Origin of the sequence: Massilia sp. Root418, assembly GCF_001425265.1 — a bacterium.
Lineage (GTDB): Bacteria > Pseudomonadota > Gammaproteobacteria > Burkholderiales > Burkholderiaceae_D > Rugamonas.
The window spans coordinates 706,752-727,858 of the sequence record NZ_LMEC01000020.1 but is presented as its reverse complement, the minus strand read 5'-3'; the positions used below and the strand labels follow the sequence as shown (position 1 = coordinate 727,858).

Sequence of the window (21,107 nt, the reverse complement as noted above, 5' to 3'; positions counted from 1 at the left end):
GTGACTGCCGGTTGTTGTGGCGGACAAACGGTGCACGGGTTTCGATTGCGCATTGTGGCGTAAGGGTGATAACGTTAACCTATAAAAATAATCCTGGTTGCGTACAAATTGGAGAACCCCAATGAATCTCGCTTTTCGCCCGCCGCGCCGGGGCTTGTTGCTGGCACTGCTATTGCACGCCGGCCTGAGTGCCGCCCCGGCCCGCGCCGATGTGTACGACGACATGCGGACCAAGTGGTTGAACCGCAGCGCGAGCGCGCCCGCTCTCGCGCCCGATGATCCAGACGTGGCCATGCAGGCGGCCGGCAGCAGCGCCGCCGCTACGCAGTACTGGAGCACGATGAACCTGGCGTCCAACCGCGCCGCGCTGTGGCCCGATCTGCCGTTGGGCGCAGTGTCGGCCAGTGTCACTGCCAGCGTGTCGCGCCTTGGCACGCTGATGGCGGCCTACAAATCCGCCGCTTCGCCTTACTATCAAAACGCCGATGTGCTGCAAGCGGCGCTGGAGGGCCTGGATTGGCTGCTTGCCAACGGCTACTCCGCCACGGGCACCGGCTATGACAACTGGTGGGACTGGCAGATCGGCGTTCCGGCCAATCTGAACAACTTCATGATGGCGAACTACAGCCTGATGTCGCCGGAGCGCATCGCCGCCTGCATCGCTTCCATCGACCATTACGCGCCCGATCCTACCAGGCGCGCCGGCATGGATGGTTCCATCGCCGCCAACGCCATCGAGGAAGTAGGCGCCAATCGCCTGGACAAGGCGCTCGGCGCGGTGATGCGCGGCATACTGGGCAAGAGCGGCGCCAAGATCGCTGCCGGACGCGATGCGATACCCGCAGCGCTGGCCTACGTGACCACCGGCGATGGCTACTACACCGACGGCAGCTTTATCCAGCACACGCACACGCCTTACGTGGGCGCATACGGCACGGTGCTGCTGGCCGATATCAGCAAACTGTATTACCTGCTGAACGATAGTCCCTGGTCCATCAGCGCGGACCCGAATTACCTCAATCCCTACGACTGGGCGATGAACGCCTATCGTCCTTTCATCTTCGACGGCGCCATGATGGACAATCAGCGTGGCCGCAGCATCTCACGCGAGGGCACGTCGGACCACCTTAGCGGCCGCGCCACCATCAGCGCCCTGGCGGAACTGGCCCAGGTCCTGCCGGCAGCGCAGGCGCTTCAATTGAAATCCGTGATCAAAGGCTGGGTGGAACGCGACGGCAGTTTCGGCGAGAGCTACTTCACGCCGCAGTACGGCTCCGGGGTGGCAGTGTTCGACATCGCCCTCATCAAAGCCATCCTGAACGATGCCAGCATTCCCTCTGCGCCGGAGGACAGCGAAACGCGCGTCTTCCCGTCGGCCGATCGCGCCGTGTCGCGCCGCGACGGCTATGCCTTCGCCTTGTCGATGTTCTCCAAGCGTATCAGCGCCTTTGAATTCGGCAATGGCGAAAACAAGAACGGCTGGTGGACCGGCATCGGCATGACCCAGCTCTATAACGCCGACCAGACCCAGTACGCGAACACCTTCTGGCCCACGGTCGACTTGCGGCGTCTGCCCGGCACCACCACGGACCGCAGCGGCGGCACGCCGGTGGCATGGAAGCACTACGGGAATACCAAGAACGCCATTGGCGGCGCGGAACTGAACCGCGAATTCGCCACGGCGGCCATGGAGTTCGCGCTGACCAATACGACGGCCAGCACCCTGTCGGGCAAGAAGGCCTGGTTCATGTTTGGCGACCGCATCGTCGCAGTCGGTAGCGGCATTACCAGCACCGACGGCGTGCCGGTGGAAACCATCGTGGAAAACCGCCTGCTGAACGGGGCGGGCGACAATCAGCTAACCGTCAACGACGCGGCCAACACCAAGCCTGCTACGCTGGGCTGGACCGAGGCCATGCCGGCCACCAGGTGGGCCCACCTGGCCGGGAATACGTCCTACGGCTCCGATATCGGTTATGTCTTCCCGGACCTGCCTGCCGTGGCAGCGCTGCGCGAAACCCGCAACGGCGCCTGGCGCAATATCAATGACGGCGGCAGCACGGCCACGGTCAGCAACAACTTCCTGAGCCTGGCGCTGAACCACGGCGCCAATCCGGTGAACGCGGCCTACACCTACATCCTCCTGCCCAACCGCAGCGCCGGGGAAACCGCCGCCTTTGCCGCCGCCAATCCCATCAGCGTGATCGAGCGCTCCACCACCGCCACGGCGGTGCGCGACAATGCACAGGGCGTGACGGGCGTGGTGTACTGGTTCGACGCATCGAAGACCGTCAACGTGGCGGGCCAGCCTTACCTGACCAGCGACAAGCGCTCCGTGGTCACGCTGCGGCAGGCCGGCGGCGAGCTGGAACTGGCGGTGGCCGATCCGACCCAGCTCAATACGGGCCTGATCAACCTGGAGCTGAACCGCAGCGGTAACCTGGTCAGCAAGGACGACGCCATTGCCTTCCTCAATCCGGGCGGCGCCACCATCAAGCTGGCGGTCAGCGTCAACGGCTCGCTGGGCAAATCCTTCAAGGCGAAGTTCGCACTGACCAACAAGACGGCGCTGGCGCCTGCTGCGGATGCGTATGCGCGCGACGGCAGCTACGCCGGCACCAACTACGGCGCCGCTGCGACCATGGCGGTCAAGCAGGAGACGGTCAGCTATACGCGCAAGGCCCTGTTGAAATTCGATCTGTCGGCCATCACCGGTACGGTCACCAGCGCCAAGCTGAAACTGACGCCGACTTCGGTGGGCATGGCCGGCGTGACGCACAATCTTTACCAGGCCGCAGACAGCAACTGGACCGAAGGCGCGGTAACGTGGAACAGCATGCCGGCCAACGGCGCCCTGTTGGGGAGCTGGGAAGTGCCTGCGGCAGGCACGCCGATTGAGATGGACGTGACGGCGGCTGCCGGTAGCGCAATGGGCGGCAGCAAAGTGCTGTCGCTGAAAGTGGAAGGCGCCGCCAATTACGGCAGCGCATCATCGGTGGAATATGCGACCAAGGAGAATGGGAACGCGAACTACCGTCCCACGCTGGTAATCACGTACCAGTAATTCATGAAGTAGTCCGAGCAACCCTTCGCCCGTCCCAGCGTCTCGCCGGGGCGGGTTTTTTTTCGCCGAACAGCAGCGATCCGTAGGGCGGGTTAGCGGCGCAGCCGCGTAACCCGCCGCAGCCGCAGCAAAACCAACGCCGCCAGTCCCGCCCCCATCAGCAACAGCCCCCCCGGCTCCGGCAAACCAGCCGCATCGCGATAATCCACCGTCAAGACCACACCCGCCCGGTCCGCCGCATAGCCCCCGTTGTTCGCCACCGTCCACTGCGCCAGCGTGGACCCTCTCAAGTGCATCCCAAACCAGCTATCCTGCGCCGCCAGGCTCGCCCTCAGCAAGCCAGTGACATCGAAATAGCTAACCGCCCGTCCCGCCAGCGTGGACACCACCGACCCGTAATTGGCGCCCGGCGCATTCCAGCTGAACGCCAGCTTGCCCGCATTGGCGTCCGCATCGAACCCCACCAGCGTGCCATTCTGCGACGCGGTTTCACCCTCCCTGAGCTCAAACGACAACACCGCGCTGGAAATCGTCTTCCCCGCCAGCGCGCCGATATCGACCTGCATGACGGTACGGCTCAAATTGCTGCGCTCCACGCCCAGGACGTGCCCCCAGGCGTTGCTGTACATGCCCAGGTAGCCGGTGCCCGCGTACGTGCTGGCGGTATTGCTGTTCCTGAGCGCGGCAAAGGTGCCGATGTCGTTCAGCGAAATCGTCATCACGCTCGCATGCGCCTGGGTGGCGGCCAGCAGCGGAATCATGGCTAACAGTTTTTTCATGCTGCGTCTCCAGTACCGTAGGTGGCAACACGCTTGCTGCGCCCCTCAAAATATCGCCCGATTTCCTCCAGCGTCTTCCCGCGCGTTTCAGGCAGCAGGAAGGCGGCGGCCAGGAAGTACACCACCGTGCAGCCGGCCCAGGCGAAGAACATTGGCGCATAACCGTGCTGGCCGACGGTGGGCAGGAACACGGCCGCGATGGAGGTGGAAACCAGCTGGTTGAGCAGCAGCGCCACGCTCATGCCATTGGAGCGGATACGGTTCGGCATCAACTCGGACAGTGCGAGCCACACGCACACGCCGGGGCCGACCGCGAAGCTGGACACAAACGCCAGCAGGCAGGCCAGCAGCAGCCAGCCTTGCGCGGATGTGGGCGGTGCGCCCAGGCGGGCGCGCTCGATCACCAGCGGCGCGCCTTGCGCCAGGCGCATGTCGGGGAAGGGGTTCAAGTGCACTGCGCGGAAGGCGGCGCCCAGTGCGCTGTCGCCATCGATATCGGTGGGCGGGGCGATGCTCAGCGCTTGTCCCGCGCGCAGCGTGCGGACCTGGGTCAGCGGGCCATAGCTGTAGGCGATTTCAAGCTGATAGGCGTCGCTGCCCGCAAGCGCGCGCAGCGTGGATGCGTCCAGCGTGAGCGCTTCGTTTTTTACCAGCGGCGCCAGCGTGGCGCGCAGGTCGGCCTTGCCATGGTCCATCGCCAGGAACAGGGCGCCGGCGGCGCACAGCGAGGCGATGATGCCGCCGCAGCCCAGCATGAGCAGGAAGCGGCGGCCTTTGCGGTCCACCAGCACCACGGCTGCTATCGTCACCAAAGCGTTGGCCAATTTCAGCGCCACGTCGCCCCAGTTGGCTTGTGAGCCGGCTAGGCCGCCTTGTTCAAGGATGTTGACGGAGTAGGCCAGCACCGAGTTCATGCCGGTGGCCTGGTTGCATGCCAGGATGAGGCAGGCCAGCAGGAAGGGGAGCACGAAACGGCGCTGCAGCAGGCTGCCTTCGTCGGCGGCACCCGCAGCGACGGCGGCGGCGCCATCGTGCTGGCCCGCAGTCGTGTTGCCCGCTGCGCCACCGCCCAAGCCGCCGGCGGCGGCGCTGGATGAACTGCCGGCGGCGGCGCCGGATGAACTGCCGGCCGCGCCACCGGCCGTGCCGCCGATGGCGGCCAGTTCGGTGTCGGCGTCGGCGTGCGTGCGCGTGCGGCGCAGTGCGGCGAGCGCCTGTTCGCGGCGGCCGCGCGCCAGCAGCCAGCGCGGCGATTCGCTCAGGCCCAGCACGCCCGCGCAGAACAGCAGTCCCGGCGCCAGGCTAAGCCAGAAGATGCGGCGCCAGGCGGCGTCCTGCATGGCGGGCAGGCCGGCGGGATCGGTCTGCGCGACGGTTTCCACCTGCTGCGCCACGGCCAGGCCGATCAGCGCGGCAGCCACCAGCCCGATGGTGAGCAGCAGCTGGAACAGCGCCGTGCCGCGCCCGCGCACGGCGGCAGGCAGCGACTCGGCCAGGTAGAGCGGCACGATCACGCCGATCAAGCCGCCGCTGACGCCTTGGAGCAGGCGGCCCAGCAGCAGCGGCACATAGCCGTCTGCCAGCGCGATCATGGGAATGCTGGCCGAGAACAGCAGGGCTGCCACCAGCATGCCCGCCTTGCGGCCGATGGCGTCCGCCAGCGCGCCGGCGCCCAGCGACGACAGCACGGAGCCGAGCAACACGGCGGCCACCACGAAGCCGAGCTGCTGCGCCGACAGCTTCCACAGTTGCGCGGCGGACGATTCCAGATAGGGCAGGGCGCCGGCGATGATGCCGACGTCGATGCCGTACAACAGGCCGCCAAGGCCGGCCACGGCCAGCAGGTAGCGGGTTTGGCTTGCGTGCTTCTCAGGCGGGGGCTGGTGCATGGTGTTTTCCTTGTTGGATTTTCAGGAGGTCCAGGGGGCGTCCGTGCAGCAGCACGGAACGTACTTGCAATTCGTCGTCCAGCACCACGATGTCGGCGCGCGCACCGGGGGCCAGGCGGCCCCGGTCCTGCATGCCGAGGTAGTCGGCGGGGAAGCGCGACACGCGGTCGCTGGCGTCGGCCAGCGTCAGGCCGATGCCGACCAGGTTGCGCAGCGCCTGGTCCATCGTGAGCGCGCTGCCGGCCAGCGAATCGCCGCTGGCGAGCCGCACGCAACCGGCGCATTTCATCACGCGCTGGCTGCCCAGCATGTAGGCGCCGTCCGGCATGCCGGTGGCGGAAGTGGCGTCGGTCACCGCGTACAGGCGCGGGATGGCGCGCAGCGCGGCGTGCAGTGCGCCCCGCTGGGCGTGGTGCAGGTCGGGGATGATTTCGGCGTACTCGCCGTGCGCCAGCGCCGCGCCAACGATGCCGGGCGCGTACTGGTTCAGCCCAGTCATGCCGTTGAACAGATGGGTGAATCCGGCCAGGCCCGCCTTGAGCGCCGCCACCCCGTCCTCATAAGTGCCGGCGCTGTGGCCGGCCTGCACGCGGATGCCCATGCCGCATAGCCGGGGGATGAGTTCCAGGTGGCCTGGCACTTCCGGCGCCAGCGTCAGCACGCGGATGGGCGCCAGCGCATGCCAGGCTTGCACTTGTTCCAGCGTGCCCTGCGTGACCAGCGGCGGCTGTGCGCCCAGGCGGCCGATGTTGAGGAAGGGCCCTTCCAGGTGCACGCCGGCGATATGGGCCGCGTCCGGGGCCGGGCTGGCCATGGCCGCGCCGGCGCCGCGCAGCGCGTGCTCTATGGCCTGGGGCGGTGCGGTCATGGTGGTGGCCAGCAGCGTGGTGGTGCCGTGGCGCGCGTGCAGCCTGGCCACGGTCTGCGCGGCGCTCCCGCCCTGCATGATGTCCACGCCGCCGGCGCCGTGCACGTGCAGGTCGACAAAGCCGGGCAGTATCCAACGGCCGCTGCGCGCCGTGTGGTCGGCCTCGATGGCCAGGATATCGCGGCCGTGCCGCAGGCGCCCGTGTACCCAGCCGCCGGGCGTCAAAATGCGGCCTTCCAGCATGTCAGTTTCCATGTCCGTCCTCCGCGACGATGACGGTGATGCCTTGCGCGGCCAGCTGCTCGCGCAGGCCGGGCGCCAGGCTGGCGTCGGTGACGATGGTGTCCACCTGCTTGAGCGTGCAAATGCGGTTCAGGCAGATGCGGCCGAACTTGGACGCGTCGGCCAGCACGATCACCTGGCGCGCGCAGGCTGCCATGCGCGTGTTCAGGCTGGCGTCGGCGGCGTCGTGGGTGGACAGCCCGAAGGCAAGGTCGATGCCGTCCGCGCCGAGAAATAGTTTGTCGAACACATAGCCGTCCAGGCTGGCCTCTGCCTGCTTGCCTTGCAGCGACTGGGACGCGTGGCGCAGCACGCCGCCCGACACAATCAGGTCAATGTCGCTGGAGTGCGACAGTTCGGAGGCGATCGGCAGGCTGTTGGTGAACACCGTCAGCGTGCCGCGCGCGGTGAGCAGGCGCGCCAGCTGCAGGGTGCTGCTGCCCGCGTCGAGTATCAGTTTGTCGCCCGGCGCAACCAGCGCCGCGGCACGCGCGGCGATGCGCTGCTTGCGCTCGCGGTGCTGCAGCCTTTTCTCCGCCAGCGGCGCTTCCGGCGGAGCGGATTGCGCCAGCCGCGCACCGCCGTGCTGGCGTTGCACCAGGCCTGCCTCTGCCAGCGCCCGCAGGTCCAGCCGTATCGTTACCGGGGTGACGCCGAGGCGCTGCGCCAGGCGCTGCACGCGCACGCTGTCCTGCTCGCGCAGGGCGCGCAGGATCTGCTGGCGCCGTTCCTCGCAGCCGGCGGTGGTGTTGCCGTGGTAGTGCGGCGCGGCGCCGCTGGCCGGGGCGAAGGTCAGCATGGCGCAGCCGCCGCGTTGCGCTGGCACGCGCGGGCATAGCGCGCCAGCACCAGTTCGACCTTATGGCGCGCCAGGTCCGCAGCGCGCGCGGACAGGCGGCCCGCGTTGACCAGTTCGGCCTGTTCGGGCAGGTATTGGCTGAGCAGGGGGAGCGGCAGCGCACGCGCGTCCAGGTTGGCTTTCAGCGTGGCCAGCGCCTGCTGCACCGGCTCCGCAGGCCAGTAGTAGCGGCTGCGGTCCGACAGCGCGTAGCGGCGCAGCGTGGCTTGCTGGCTGGGCGTGCCCGGATAGTGCTTGTTCCAGTAGCCGGGCTGCTCCAGCATGCAGCGCTCCAGCACTGCCTTGAAGTGTGAACGCTGCTCGACAGGCAGCAATTCATCCTCGATGGCGGCCAGCGCGAACCATGCTTCGCGCAGCGCATGGGTGGCGGCCGGGCCCACCTTGAGGATGGCGAAATGGTCGCGCACCAGCGCGTGCAGCGCGGCTTCGGACTGGTAGTCGGTGGAATGGGCTTCGTACACCAGGCCCGGATGGTCCTGGATGAAGGCCGACAGTTCCAGCGCTTCGGCCGGCGCGTAGTGGCGCACCGTGCTGTGGTCGAAATCCACGCCTGGCTGCACCACCAGCGCAATCACGCGCTGCCACGCCGCGTCCAGGCCGCGCTGCGCGAACGCCAGGCGGTGCGCCTCCAGCGTGGCCGCCGCCGCTTGCGGGCGCGTCACCTGGATGCCGCCCTCCAGCGACGCTTCGCCGCCCGGCACCGGCACTTCGGTGCCGACCACGTAGACCGGCGGCGGCAGGCCGGCTGCGGCTGCCGCGCGTTCGGCCACCTCAGCCAGTTCGGCCGAGCGTGCCGCCACCAGCTGGTCCGGCAGCGGCAGCGGGTCGCCCGCGCAGGCCATGCTGCAATCGAGGTGGATCTTTTCAAAGCCCGCTTCGACGTACGCCGCGATCAGCACGCGCGCATGCGCCATTGCATGCTCCGGCGGCAGGTGCTGCCAGGTGTTGGGGCCGAGATGGTCGCCGCCCAGGATCAGCCGCTCCGCCGGGAAGTCCATCGCGCTGGCCAGTTCGCGCACGTAGGCGACAAAATCGCGCGGCCGCATGCCGGTGTAGCCGCCGAACTGGTCGACCTGGTTGGAGGTCGATTCCACCAGCAGCGGGCCGCCGTGTTCCAGCGCGACGGCCATGGCGGCCTGCAGTACTTCGGCGTTGCTGCAGCAGACGCTGGCGATGCCGGTGGCGGCGCCGTCGCGGTGCGCGCGTATCATGTTTTGAAGGCTGGACATCAGGAATCCTTTGCAATGAGGTTGGGCTGGCGCGCCAGCAGGGCTGCGCCGCGTGCGCCGCCGGCGTCGCCGAAAAAGGGCGGGAGGATGGGCGGCACGGCGAGGCCGGGCAGCAGGTGGGCGCTGGCCGCTTGCGCCAGCTCCGCGTACAGGTGCGGCATGCGCGACAGGCCGCCGCCCAGCACGATGGCGTGCGGGTCATACGCCAGCACGATACGGGCGATGGCCGATCCCAGCAGGTCCAGGTGCTGCGCCACCACGCGCTGCGCCACCGCGTCGCCCGCAGCGCGCAGGGCAAGCAGGGTTTCCGCGTCGGCCCCGCCGGCGCTGTCGTCATCCCCGGTGGCGTGCCAGTGCAGGCGGCGCATGCCGGTGCCGGAGACATAGCATTCGAGGCAGGCCTGGCTGCCGCAGGCGCAGTGCCAGACCGGCAGGCCGTAGCGGCGCAGCAGGTCCGGGCCGATGGGCCAATGGCCCCATTCGCCCGCAATGCCGTTAAGGCCGCGCACCAGCTGCCCGTCCAGCACGTAGCCGGCGCCCGCGCCGGTGCCGATGATGAGGCCGAACATGCTGGCGTAGCCTTGCGCGGCGCCGCCGTGCGCTTCCGACAAGGCAAAGCACTGGCAGTCGTTGCCGATGGCGATGGGGCGCTCCAGCATGGTGCGCAGCACAGGCAGCAACTGGCGGCCAGTCAGGCAGGGCACGTTGGCGCTGAGGTGCTTGCCGCTGGCCGCGTCGACGATGCCGGGAACGCCCAGCCCCACCGGCGCGCGCATGCCCAGTTCCTGGTCGGCGCCGCGCACCAGGCCGGCCAGTGCTGCGACGAAGGTGTCGTAGTCGCCGCCGGGCGTGGGGATGCGGCGGCGCAGGCGTACGTTCAGCTGCGCGTCGCAGGCCACCAGTTCCATCTTGGTGCCGCCGATGTCGATGCCGTAGGTGGTGCCGGCCGGGTGGTCAGATGGCGTCATGGGCATACACCGTTACGCCTTGCACCACGCGGTTCACGGTGCCGTCGGGGAAGGGATTGTCCGGTGTGAGGCCGAGGCGTACCGACTGGTGCAGTGCCAGCGTTTGCGCCAGCAGCACGTAGGCGGCCGCCAGCCAGGCGTCCGGCAGGTCCGCCGGTGCGCCCAGCGCAATGCCGTCGAGCGCGGCCACGTGGCCGGCCACCTGGTCGCGCCGCAATTCGGCTAGCAGGTCGTGCTCGTAGCGGCGCGCGTGCGCGTCCTGGCTGTGGAACAGCACCACCAGCGTGTCGCGGTTGAGCATGGATTTGGGTCCGTGGCGGAAGCCCAGCGGCGTATTGGGCATGGCCAGCACCTGGCCTGCGGTCAGTTCCAGTACCTTGAGCGATGCTTCGCGCGCCAGGCCTTCCAGCGCCGCGCCGCCCAGGTAGACGATGCGCGACAGCGGCAGGCTGCCAAGCTGGCGCCAGTCGGCTGCGAGCGTGTCCAGCCAGCGGCCGGCCAATGCCGCCACTGTTTCGATGCGCTGCGCGGCATGCGACAGCGGGGCCGGTTCCAGTAGTGACAGCGCGGCCAGCAGCATGGTGGTGAAGCTGCTGGTCATGGCGAAGCTCCGGTCGCAGGTGGCAGGCGGCAGCAGCAAGGTGATGGCGTCGCTGCGGCCGTCGCCGTCTCGCGCCAGCGCGCCCTCGGCGTTGCAGGTGATGTGCAGGAACAGGGCGCCCGGCACTTTGGCACGCACCAGGTCGACCACCGCCTGGCTTTCCGGGCTGTTGCCGCTGCGTGCGAACGATACCAGCAGCAGCGGCTTGTCGGCGGCCAGGTAGAGGGCAGGGTGGCTTAGCAGGCTGGTGGTGGCGATGGCGCGCACTTGCGCCGGCCAGGCGCCATTCAGGCCGTCGGCGGCCAGCTCACCGATAAAGGAGGAGGTGCCGGCGCCGGTCAGGATGGCTTGCGCCGATGGGGCCGCCAGCAGCGCGTGCAGGCGGGCGCGGTCGGCTGCGGAGATGCCTGAGGTACCGACGGTGCCGGTGGTGCCGACGGTGCCGATGGTGCCGAGGTGGGGTGCGCCGGGATTCGCTGCGCCGCGACTACGGTCGTTTGCCAGTGCGGCGGCCAGTTGGCGCCACACCGCAGGCTGCTGCGCAATCTCGCGCGCCGTGTGCTGGCCGCCCAGCGCTTCCCATTGTGCGCTGGCCAGGTCGTTAGGCTGTGTCATGTCATGCTCCGGTTTCGATGGTGGGTATGTTTGACCGCATGGTAACGTTAACGCATCGGATTTTCCAGTTTCGCTTTCGAATTTGTTGTCCGAATGTGCAAACGAAGACATCGCGATAAAAACGCTGGTATGGCGGGAATTTCATGTGGTATCGTTAACGCATAATTGCCGCGATGCGGAAGCCGACTTCGACATTTCCCAACTCTGAACAAAGGACGCACTATGAAACCTACCTTGCTTTCCTGGTCCGCTGCCCCCCTGCTGGGCGCGGCCATGGCCGTGGCGCTGCTGGCAGGAGCGCCGGCCTCGGCTGCGGCTTCGACTGCGGGCGCACCTGCCACCGCGCCTGCGGCCGAGCGCGCCGCGACGCGCGCCGTAACGCCCGCCGCCACGCTGGCGGTCATGCAGCGGGTGGCTGACTGGCAGCTGGCCCACCCCAGCACCTACCCCGAGGACGACTGGACCCAGGCAGTCGGCGATGCAGGCATGATGGCGCTCGCTGGCCTCTCATCCGACAGCCGCTACCGCGACGCCATGGTGTCCATGGGCCGGCGCAATGAGTGGAAGCTGGGCCCGAGCATGTACCACGCGGACGACTACGCCGTCGGCCAGACTTACGCCGAGCTGTATCTGAAGCTGCGCGACCCGGCCATGATCGCCCCGATGCGCGCCCAGTTCGACTACATGCTGGCCCACCCGCGCGAAGGCAGCCTGAACTGGATCACGCCCGGCGTGCTGCACCGCTGGGCCTGGTGCGACTCGCTCTTCATGGGCCCGCCGGCCTGGGCGCGCCTGACGGCCGCTACCGGCGACCACCGTTACCTCGACTTCGCGGTGGCGAACTGGTGGCGCACCTCTGACTACCTGTACGACAAGGAAGAGCACCTGTATTACCGCGACAGCCGCTTCTTCAAGCAGCGCGAAGCCAATGGCCGCAAGATGTTCTGGGGCCGTGGCAATGGCTGGGTGATGGGCGGCCTGGTGCGCATGCTGCAATTTGTTCCGGCCGGCCATCCGTCGCGCGCACGCTTCGTGCAGCAGTTCACTCAGATGTCGGAAAAGCTGCTCACGCTGCAGCAGCGCGACGGCATGTGGCGCGCCAGCCTGCTGGATCCGGCCAGCTATCCGCTGCAGGAAACCAGCGGCACCGGCCTGTACACCTATGCGCTGGCCTATGGCGTGAACGAGGGCTTGCTGGACCGCGCGCGCTTCGCGCCGGCGGTCGCCAAGGCCTGGGACGCGCTGGTGGCCAACGTGGACGCGGACGGCAAGCTCACGCACGTGCAGCCTATCGGCGAAGACCCCAAGGCCTTCGACCCGGGTTCCACCGACGTGTACGGCGTGGGCGCCTTCCTGATGGCGGGCAGCGAGCTGCACCGCATGCAGGCGCGCGGCGCGGCGAAGTAGCGCAAACCGCCAGTCCTGATCATTGTCCTGCTGCCGGCACTGTGGACTTTCCCGCAAATCCGGTAAAATAACCTGCGTCGCGGCCAAAAGCCCGATATCGTTATCAGTAGCTAAAGGACAGCAATGAAGAAATCGACGGTGACCCTGGTCGATGTGGCCAAACAAGCGGGTGTTTCGGTGATGACGGCCTCGCGCGCCCTGAGCGGCGAAGGCTATGCATCGGACGAAACCCGGGCCAAGGTGCAGGCCGCCGCGCAGCAGCTGGGCTACGCGCCGAACGCGCTGGCGCGCATGATGAAGGGCGGCCGCACCAATGTGATCGGGGTGGTCGTCAACGATCTGGCGTCCACGGTGGTCAACGGTTTCGTCTCCGCCATCAGCGAGGAAGTGCGCAAGTTCGAGATGGACATGTTCATCTACAACTCCCTGGGCGACCTGGGCGACGGCAAGGGCAAGCGCCTGAGCCAGATGCTGCACGGCTTGTGGGACGGCCTGATTTACGTCCTGCCGCGCATGAGCGACGATTATCTGCGCACGCTGGAGGCGAGCACCAGCCCCATCGTCATGATTAACTACTGCAAGCAGGAGACCACCTTGCCGGTGGTGCGGGGCGATAACGTCAACGGCGCGCGCGATGCGGTGGCGCACCTGATTGAACTTGGCCACCGCCGTATCGCCTTCGTGCGCGGCACGGCTTACACCGGCCAGAGCGACGAGCGCGAACGCGGCTACCGCGCGGCGCTGCAGGAGGCCGGCATCGATTGCGAGCCGGAGCTGATCGCGCAGGGCGATTTCAACGAGCCGTCCGGCCTGGAGGCGGGGAGGGCGCTGATGGCGCTGGCCGAACCGCCGACGGCGATCTTCGCCGCTAACGATGCCATGGCACTCGGCTGCATGAACGCGCTGCGCGAAAAAGAGCTGCGCATTCCACAGGACGTGTCGGTGATCGGTTTCGATGACATGGCCGGTTCGGCCGTGGTCCAGCCCGGGCTGACCACTTTGCGCCATCCGGTGGGGCCGATGGCGCAAGCGGCCGTGCAGGAACTGATGCGCCGCATCCAGTCCCAGCCGGGCCGGCGCCAGCGGATTGAATTCCCCAGCGAGTTCCTGATCCGCGCCTCGACTGGTCCGGGACCGGAAGCACCGGCGCGCAAGAGCAAAGCCCGCGCGCGCAAGCGGGCGGCGTGACGGCCGTGCCACCGGCGGCGCAAGCCGTTTTTTTGTGAGTGAATATGATAACGATACCTCATTCAGCGCAGGCCAAACTGTTCCAGGATGCGCAGTCTGCGGCGCTGGAACAGCTGGAGCGCCACGCACCGGGCTTCGGCACCGGCTTCCCCGACGACACGGCCACGGATGGGGTGTACCGGCTGCGCCAGGCGCCCGGTTTCCCGCGCGGTGCCAACGTGGGATGGACCACCGGCTTCTGGACGGGCATGGGCTGGCTGGCCTACGAGTTGAGCGGGCGCGGCGTGTTCCGCGAGTGGGCGCAAAGCCACTACCCGAGCTTTGCTTCCCGGATGGCGCTGCGCACCGACCTGGACCACCACGACCTCGGCTTCCTGTACGGCCCTTCAGTGGCTGCTTTCGGCATCACCGGCGACGTGCGCCACCGCGCGCTGGCCCTGGAGGCCGCGCAAGTGCTGGCCGAACGTTTCCTGCCGGCGGCCGGCGTGATCCAGGCCTGGGGCAGGATCGGCGACCGCGCAGACCGGCGCGACCAGGGTCGCATCATCATCGACACGCTGATGAATCTCCCCCTGCTGCACTGGGCCGCTGCCCAGACCGGTGACGTGCGCTACGGCGACGCGGCGCGCGCCCACCTGGCCCGCTCGCTGGCACTGCTGGTCCGGCCGGACGGCTCCAGCGCGCACAGCTGCCATATTGACCTGGACAGCGGCGCGGCCCTGCGCATCAGTACCGTGCAAGGTCATGGCAGCGATTCCTGCTGGGCGCGCGGCCAGGCCTGGGGTATTTACGGCTTGGCGCTGAACCACCGCCATGCGCCGGGGCAGGGTGCGCGGGATGGACCGCATGCGCCGGACGCGCTGGAGGTGGCCTGCCGCATGGCGGACCACTTGCTGGCGCGCCTGCCGGACGACGGCGTGTGCCAGTGGGACCTGGCGCTGGACTGGCGCGGCGGCCAGCAGCGCGACAGCTCGGCCTCCGCCATTGCCGTGTGCGGCCTGCTGGAGCTGGCGGCGCAGTTGCCGCTTGGCGCGCGCGGCCAGCATTACCGGGAAGCTGCGCTGCACATGCTGCAAGGCCTGGCCGCCGGCTACGCGGCGCCGCCCGGGCCTGGGCGGGGCCTGCTGTTGCATGGCGTGTACAGCTGGCCGGAAGCGCGCGGCGTGGACGAAGCCAACCTGTGGGGCGACTACTACTATCTGGAAGCGCTGGCCAGGGTCAATGCCGGCTGGCGCAGCTATTGGCGCGGCGGCGGGCAGGGCGGCAACCCGGCGCAGCCCGGGCACGCCGCCGCCTGACGGCACGTTGCACCACAACGTGCGCGCGGTGTGCACATCGCAGGAAGTTTTCGAATCCGGCCGCTACCGCTGACTGTCCGAATCGGCTAGCATGCTGGAAGTCATCAGCGGGGAGGTGGAGTGGGCCAGAAAGTGCTTTTGCGGCAGGCGCCGCCGCCGCTGCTGCTTGCCGCCGGCCTGGCGTCGCTGCTGCCGCTGTGCTTTTTCCTGCTGATGGGCGACCTGGCGTGGTCGCTCAAGGAGCGCGCGGTGCAGGAAGTGGTGAAAGCCCAGCTGCGCGAGTTCAGCCAGCATCCGGTGCTGCTCAACGTGCTGTTCGGCGCCTTGCCTGCCCTGCTGTCGCTGCTGTTCGGTCCCCTGGTCGGTGCCTGGAGCGACCGCACCCGCACCCGCCTGGGGCGGCGCATTCCCTTTCTGCTGTGCGGCGCGCCGCTGTTGTCCGGCTCCCTGGTGGGGCTGGCCTACAGCGAAGCGCTGGCCGACGCCTCCCTGGCCTGGTTCGGCATCGATGCCGCGTACCGCCGGGAAGCCGTCATCGCCTGCATGGGCGTGTTCTGGGCGCTGTTCGAACTGTTCAGCATCACCGGCAACGCCCTGTTCATTGCCCTCGTCAACGACACCGTGCCCAAGCCCTTGCTGGGGCGCTTCTTCGGCCTGTTCCGCATCGTCAGCCTGGCGGTGGGGGCGGCCTTCTTCTATGTGGTCTTCGGTAACGACCTGCCGTCGGTTGCGCGCCAGGTCATGCTGGCCATTGCGGGCGTCTACCTTGTCGGCTTCGCCATCCTGTGCGCCTTCGTGCGCGAGCCGGACTGTCCTCCGCCCAGCGCGCTGGCGGCGGCGCCGGGGCTGGGCCGCTTGCGCGCGCCCGGCGACGACGCACCCTGGTTCTATGTGCTGCTGTTCGCGGCGCTGGGCATGGCCACCACCAGCCTGCTGCCGGTGAATATCAACAGCTACAACGCCATCAGCCAGTTCGGCGTGGACCGCAACAGTTTCGGCCACGCCGTGGCGCTCACCTACTGCATCTCCATCGTGCTGGCGCTGCCGCTCGGCTGGCTGGCCGACCGCGTCCATCCTTTGCGGGTGGGCTTCGCGGCGCTGGCGCTGTATGCGCTGTGCATGTTGGGCGCCTGGTTCCTGGTGGTGGGGCGCACGTCCTTCCTGGTCTGGTTCGTGGTGCACGGCGTGCTGGCGGGCGCCTTCCTGACCGGCACCGCAGCGCTGCTGCCGGCGCTGCTGCCGCGCGCACGCTTTTCCGAGCTGGCGGCGTTTTCCGCCTCCGCCACGGCGCTGCTGGCGATGGTGTTCACGCTGGCGATGGGGGCCGCGCTGGACTGGAGCGGCAGGGATTTCCGCTTGATCTTCCTGGCCGCCGGCCTGGTTGCACTGGCCGGGGCATGCCTGTGGTACTGCGTGCTGCGGCTGTTCCGGCGCGCCGGATTTAGGTCCCCATCGCAGGATCGCTGACGCCGTGCTGCCCGGTTTCGAGCCGGCCCGCGAAACGCCGCATCCAGCTGCCGCTCTCCACACTGTAGTCGTACCAGTATCGCTGCGCCTCCAGCGGCAGGAGGACGCGCGCGCTTTCGCCAGGCGCCAGGGTGCGCAGCTGCAGCGGCGCGCTGCCATAGGCCAGTTTGCGCAGCGCCACCTCGCAGCTGGACGCGCCGCCGTTGTGCAAGTCCAGGCGCAGGCTGCCGCCATGGGCTTCCAGCTCCATCGCCAGCGCCGTCGCCGGCACATCCGCGTCCACGCTGCCCTGCAGGTGGCGGTGGAAGCCGTTCGGCCCCAGTATCCATAAGTCGTACTTCCCCTGGTCGCCCGGCGCGGGCGTCCACAGGTCAAACAGCGACTTGCCCGCTTCCACTGTGTAGCGGCGCGGGATGCGCTCCCGGTGCAGCTTGTCGTACACGTGGAATACCGCGCCTGCTGCGCCGCTGTTGATGAATTCCAGCGACAGGGCGCGTGGCTGCGCCGGCATGATCCCGCACCGCAGCGCCAGGCGGTAGGGCAGCGCGCGCGAAGGGCGCTCGCCCGCAGGCTGGCGCGGCGCGCCCTGGCTGGCCTCCGGCGGCACCTCGATGCCGCTGCGCGCGCGCTGTTCGCGGCGCCAGGCGTCGGCCCAGGCCTGGCTGCGCGGCTCCGGCGGCGGCGGCGCGGCGTCCGGCGCGCGGAAGTCGAAGCAGCTCGTCAGGTCGCCGCATACGGCGCGCCGCCACGGGCTGATGTTGGGTTCATGCACGCCGAAGCGCGCCTCCAGGAAGCGCAGGATGGATGTGTGGTCGAACACCTGCGAATTGACCCAGCCGCCCTTGCTCCAGGGGGAGATTACCAGCATGGGCACGCGTGGCCCCAGGCCGTAGAGCCGGCCGTCGGAATGGCATTCCGCCGCGTAGTCCACGGTGGATTTGCCTGCGCGGCTGCCGTCACGCTGCAGGGCAGGCGCTGCGGGCGGCGGCGCATGGTCGAAGAAGGCGTCGTTCTCGTCGTACATTTGCAGGAAAACGGTCTTGCTCCAGACTGCCGGATCGGCCAGCAGCGCCTCCAGCACCATCCGGGTATAGGCGCCGCCCTGTACCGGCGTCGAGGGCCCCGGATGCTCGCAGTACAGGCGCGGCGGCACGACCCAGCTCACCTGCGGCAGGCGTCCCGCCAGCACGTCGTCCTTGAGGCCCTGCAGGGTCGCGTTGCGCAGGGTGGTGCTCAGACCCTTTTCGGCCAGCGGGTGCGGGCGGTTCAGGTGCGCCTCGCGGAAGCTGCGGAACACGGTCAGCAGGTTGCAGTCGTAATTGTCATCCATGTCCTGGTAGACCTTCCAGCTCACGCCGGCCTGTTCCAGGCGCTCGGCATAGGTGGTCCAGGTAAAGCCCTGTTCGGGCGGTCCCAGGCCTTCCATGCGGTTGTCGATGGCGGGGCCGCCGCCGCTGCCGGTGGGGTCGTTGGTGCCGGTCAGCAGATACAGGCGGTTGGGATTGGTGCCGCCCTGCAGCGAGCAATGGTAGGCGTCGCACAAGGTGAAAGCCTCGGCCAGCGCGAACTGGAAGGGCAGCTCCCGGCGCGTGTAGTAGGCCATGGAGGCGTCGGTCTTGGAGCGGGGCCAGTAGGCCATGCGGCCTTCGTTCCAGGCGGCTTGCGCGTCCGGCCAGGTGTGCGGCAGGTCCAGCGCGCACTGGGCGTTGCCAGTCTCCTGGTCCAGGTGGTAGGGCATGACCGTGCGGCGGCCATTGTTCTGCTGCCAGACGGTGCGCCCGCCTTGCAAGGGGATGGTGAAGCGATCGCCGAATCCGCGCACGCCGGGCAGGGTGCCGAAGTAGTGGTCGAAGGAGCGGTTTTCCTGCATCAGGATCACCACGTGCTGCACGTCCTGCAGCGTGCCGCTGGCGCGATGCGCCGGCACGGCCAGCGCCTGCCGCAGCAGCGGTGGCATGGTTCCCATCAGGCTTGCTGCCAGGGCCTGGCCCAGGAAGCGGCGGCGTTGTTGCGGCATGGCGGTCTCCTTGATGTCAAAAAAGGGCGTACACGGCTAACCGGTACGCCCAAAAGGGAGAAGCGTCAGAACTGCATGTCGGCGCGCACCGAGAAGTAGCGCTGGTAGTCGCGGGCCGGGGTCCAGTTGGTGGTATTGACGATCGCCACCGCATTCGGCGCCTTGGCGGTCCAGGTGCCGTTCACCCAGCTGTTGGCCAGGCCGGTGGCGTAGGACTTGTTGAACAGGTTGTTCACCATGAAGCTCAGCTTGAAGCCGTCCTTCTTGTCCTTGATGCCGGCGCCCAGGTTGACGATGCCGTAGCCGTCTTGTTCGGTCATCGGGTCCTGGTTCAAATTGAACTGGGTCCGGCTCTGCCAGCGGATGGCGGTGGTGATGAAGCCGTTGTAAGAGCGGTCGGTCAGGATGTCGTACTGGCCGCCCAGGTTCAGCTTGAACTTCGGCGCGTTGGGCAGCGTGGCGCCCGCCAGGTTGGCCACATTGGTGTTGTTGTACTTCGGATTGGGCGCGCAGTTGCCGCCCGGGACAGTGCCGTTGCCGGCGGCATTCAGCACGCTGTGGCAAGGCCCGTTCTCGAACTCCGTCACGATGGCCTTGGTGTAGGCAAAGGCGCCGTTGAGCAGCAGTTCGCGCGACACGCGCCAGTTCAGGTCGGACTCGAAGCCGCTGGTGCGCAGGCCGCCGATGCTGTGCAGCGTGGTGCGGAAAATGCCGTCGGCGTCGGTGAAGCCGGCCGACTGCTGGAAGCCAGTGAAGTCGGTGCGGAACACGGCCAGGTCCAGCGACATGCGGTTGTTCAGCAGGCTCAGTTTCACGCCGGCTTCGATGCTTTTGGCGTCTTCGCCCGGCACCGGCTGGGTCTTGGCGATGGCGGCATTGAAGGTGCTGGTCAGGTCATAGGCCTTGCCCTTGTGGCCGGTGGTGTAGGTGACATAGGCCATGGCCGCCTGGTCGATGCGGTGCTCCAGGCCGACCTTGCCGGTGACCTTGCGCTCGGTGTCGTCGCCCTGGAAGTACTCGGTCAGCACGCGGCTGGTGGCGGGCGGCGGGTTGTAGCGGCTGAATGTATAGCCCGTGTCTTCCTTGTTGTAGCGCAGGCCGGCCACCACGCTGGTCTGCGGCGTCAGGTCGAAGGTGCCCTGGCCAAAGACGGCGTAGCTGGTGTTGTAGGCGGTGGCGCCGTAGTCGGTTACGTAGGTGGTGACCGGTGCGCGGGTCAGCTCGCGCGCCAGTTCGTTCTTGCCGTACCACAGGCCGGCCACGTAGCGCACCACGCCTTTTTCAGGTGAGGTCAGGCGCAGTTCCTGCGTCTTCGCCTTCACATCGAATTTGCCGAACTGGTACAGGCCACCGCTCACCCCGATAGGCTTGTTGCCGATCAGCGCCTTGCCCAGCACGTCGCTGTCGGTGCCGTCGCCGTCCTGGTAGTCGTTCATCTCGTAGTGCGACCACGAGGTCACCGAGGTCAGGATGTGCCTGGCCAGCACGCTGTCGTCGCCGAAGGCGTAGCTGACTTTCAGGCCGGCGCCCACGTCGCGCGCTTTGCCGCCGGCCGCGTAGTCGTTGCGCACCGAGACATTGTCCGGGCCCGGCACAATCCCTTTCAGCACCTGGGAGGCGGGCATGTAATTGCCGGCCGCGTAGGTGGTGCCGTTATTCAGGTTGTACACGGCGCCGGCAATGTTTGACATGGCGTTGAGCGGCTGGACGCAGCAGGCCTTGGTGAATTTGCTGGCGCGCGGCGAGAACACCACGGTCCAGTTGTCGTCCGGCGTCCATTCCAGCTTGCCGGACAGGTTGGTGTCGCGCGAGCCATTCAGCTTGCTGCCGTCGTACAGGTTTTTCACCACGCCGCCGAAGCTGGTCTTGCCTGCTGCCAGGCGCATGCGCACGGTGTCGCTCAGGGCGCCGGAAACCGAGGTGCCGGCACGCCATTCGCCGTCGCTGGTCAGCAAGGTGGAGGCCTTGGTTTTCCAGATGCTGTCGATCGGCTTGGTGCTGATGTTGACCGCGCCGGCAATCGAGCTTTTGCCGAACAGCGTGCTCTGTGGGCCTTTCAGCACTTCGATGCGGTGCACGTCCGCCAGGTCCTTGAAGGCGTTGGCCTGCATGGCATACGGCACGTCGTCGATGATGACCGATACGTCCGATTCCACGCCGATGCCCAGCGAGTAGGTGCCGATGCCGCGCATATTGATGCTGAAGTTGCCGGGCTGGGTGCTGTAGGAAACGCTCAGGGCAGGCGACAGGGCGGGCAGGTCATCGAAGTCCTTCACGTTGTTGCGCTGCAGGACGGCGTCGTTCAGCACGGTGATCGCCATCGGCACGTCCTGCAGGTTCTGGGCGCGCTTGTTGGCGGTGACGACGACCTTCTCCAGTTGTACTTCGTCCTTGCCGGCCGGTGCCGCTTGCTGCGCATGGGCCAGGCTGGCCATGGCCAGCGCGACGGCTGCGACGACAGGCCGCACTGCGAATCCGGCGGCTGGGTGCTGTTTATTCGTGTTCATGTACTCTCCTCGGTCGAAATTTAACATGTGCTTGCCAGTTGCAGGGCGGCTGGCTTCTCTTATTTGTGA

14 protein-coding genes are annotated in these 21,107 nt (G+C 67.8%); 5 read left to right on the top strand and 9 right to left on the bottom strand.

Annotation, left to right across the window (positions count from 1 at the left end):
* Window positions 1-121 precede the first annotated feature (121 nt).
* Window positions 122-3,064, top strand: coding sequence for a polysaccharide lyase family 8 super-sandwich domain-containing protein (locus ASC94_RS15565; RefSeq protein WP_082616562.1), 2,943 nt, complete (start codon window positions 122-124; stop codon window positions 3,062-3,064).
* A gap of 92 nt (window positions 3,065-3,156) precedes the next feature.
* Here ASC94_RS15565 and ASC94_RS15560 read toward each other — a convergent pair whose 3' ends face one another.
* The 7 genes from ASC94_RS15560 to ASC94_RS15530 are packed head-to-tail and all read right to left on the bottom strand — an operon-like array spanning window position 3,157 to window position 11,154.
* Window positions 3,157-3,843: a PEP-CTERM sorting domain-containing protein gene (locus tag ASC94_RS15560; protein ID WP_056396475.1), complete on the bottom strand. Its 687-nt coding sequence runs from the start codon at window positions 3,841-3,843 to the stop codon at window positions 3,157-3,159.
* Window positions 3,840-5,732: an MFS transporter gene (locus ASC94_RS15555; protein WP_056396472.1), complete on the bottom strand. Its 1,893-nt coding sequence runs from the start codon at window positions 5,730-5,732 to the stop codon at window positions 3,840-3,842. The genes ASC94_RS15560 and ASC94_RS15555 overlap by 4 nt, the downstream gene beginning before the upstream one ends.
* Entirely contained in the window at window positions 5,713-6,855 is a 1,143-nt protein-coding gene (locus ASC94_RS15550) for an N-acetylglucosamine-6-phosphate deacetylase (RefSeq protein ID WP_056396470.1), read from the bottom strand. Before ASC94_RS15550 ends, ASC94_RS15555 begins: the two co-directional genes overlap by 20 nt.
* Window positions 6,845-7,681, bottom strand: coding sequence for a DeoR/GlpR family DNA-binding transcription regulator (locus tag ASC94_RS15545; RefSeq protein WP_082616642.1), 837 nt, complete (start codon window positions 7,679-7,681; stop codon window positions 6,845-6,847). The genes ASC94_RS15550 and ASC94_RS15545 overlap by 11 nt, the downstream gene beginning before the upstream one ends.
* Entirely contained in the window at window positions 7,675-8,970 is a 1,296-nt protein-coding gene (locus tag ASC94_RS15540; protein ID WP_056396468.1) for a D-tagatose-bisphosphate aldolase, class II, non-catalytic subunit, read from the bottom strand. The genes ASC94_RS15545 and ASC94_RS15540 overlap by 7 nt, the downstream gene beginning before the upstream one ends.
* Complete coding sequence (locus ASC94_RS15535) at window positions 8,970-9,938, bottom strand: ROK family protein (protein WP_056398012.1); 969 nt, start codon at window positions 9,936-9,938, stop codon at window positions 8,970-8,972. The genes ASC94_RS15540 and ASC94_RS15535 overlap by 1 nt, the downstream gene beginning before the upstream one ends.
* Window positions 9,925-11,154, bottom strand: coding sequence for an SIS domain-containing protein (locus ASC94_RS15530; protein ID WP_056396464.1), 1,230 nt, complete (start codon window positions 11,152-11,154; stop codon window positions 9,925-9,927). The genes ASC94_RS15535 and ASC94_RS15530 overlap by 14 nt, the downstream gene beginning before the upstream one ends.
* 222 nt (window positions 11,155-11,376) lie before the next feature.
* Here ASC94_RS15530 and ASC94_RS15525 point away from each other — a divergent pair, with 222 nt between their 5' ends.
* The 4 genes from ASC94_RS15525 (at window position 11,377) to ASC94_RS15510 (ending at window position 16,514) form a co-directional block, all read left to right on the top strand.
* The gene (locus ASC94_RS15525; protein ID WP_082616559.1) at window positions 11,377-12,561 is read left to right on the top strand and encodes a glycoside hydrolase family 105 protein; all 1,185 of its coding nucleotides are present in this window, start codon (window positions 11,377-11,379) and stop codon (window positions 12,559-12,561) included.
* A gap of 123 nt (window positions 12,562-12,684) precedes the next feature.
* Window positions 12,685-13,749 carry a LacI family DNA-binding transcriptional regulator gene (locus ASC94_RS15520; RefSeq protein WP_056396458.1) on the top strand — a complete coding sequence of 355 codons (1,065 nt, stop codon included), beginning with the start codon at window positions 12,685-12,687 and terminating at the stop codon, window positions 13,747-13,749.
* Window positions 13,750-13,793: 44 nt separating this feature from the next.
* Window positions 13,794-15,047 carry a glycoside hydrolase family 88 protein gene (locus tag ASC94_RS15515; RefSeq protein WP_056396456.1) on the top strand — a complete coding sequence of 418 codons (1,254 nt, stop codon included), beginning with the start codon at window positions 13,794-13,796 and terminating at the stop codon, window positions 15,045-15,047.
* Window positions 15,048-15,167: 120 nt separating this feature from the next.
* Entirely contained in the window at window positions 15,168-16,514 is a 1,347-nt protein-coding gene (locus ASC94_RS15510) for an MFS transporter (RefSeq protein WP_056396451.1), read from the top strand.
* Here the strand turns inward: ASC94_RS15510 and ASC94_RS15505 are convergent.
* Together ASC94_RS15505 and ASC94_RS15500 are read right to left on the bottom strand one after the other, a co-directional pair.
* A complete protein-coding gene (locus ASC94_RS15505; protein ID WP_056396448.1) occupies window positions 16,489-18,531 on the bottom strand; it encodes a phosphocholine-specific phospholipase C in 2,043 nt (680 codons plus the stop codon). The two genes, ASC94_RS15510 and ASC94_RS15505, sit on opposite strands and share 26 nt — an antisense overlap.
* Before the next feature lie 65 nt (window positions 18,532-18,596).
* On the bottom strand, window positions 18,597-21,038 hold the full coding sequence (locus ASC94_RS15500; RefSeq protein WP_056396445.1) for a TonB-dependent receptor: 2,442 nt from the start codon (window positions 21,036-21,038) through the stop codon (window positions 18,597-18,599).
* Between the last annotated feature and the right edge of the window lie 69 nt (window positions 21,039-21,107).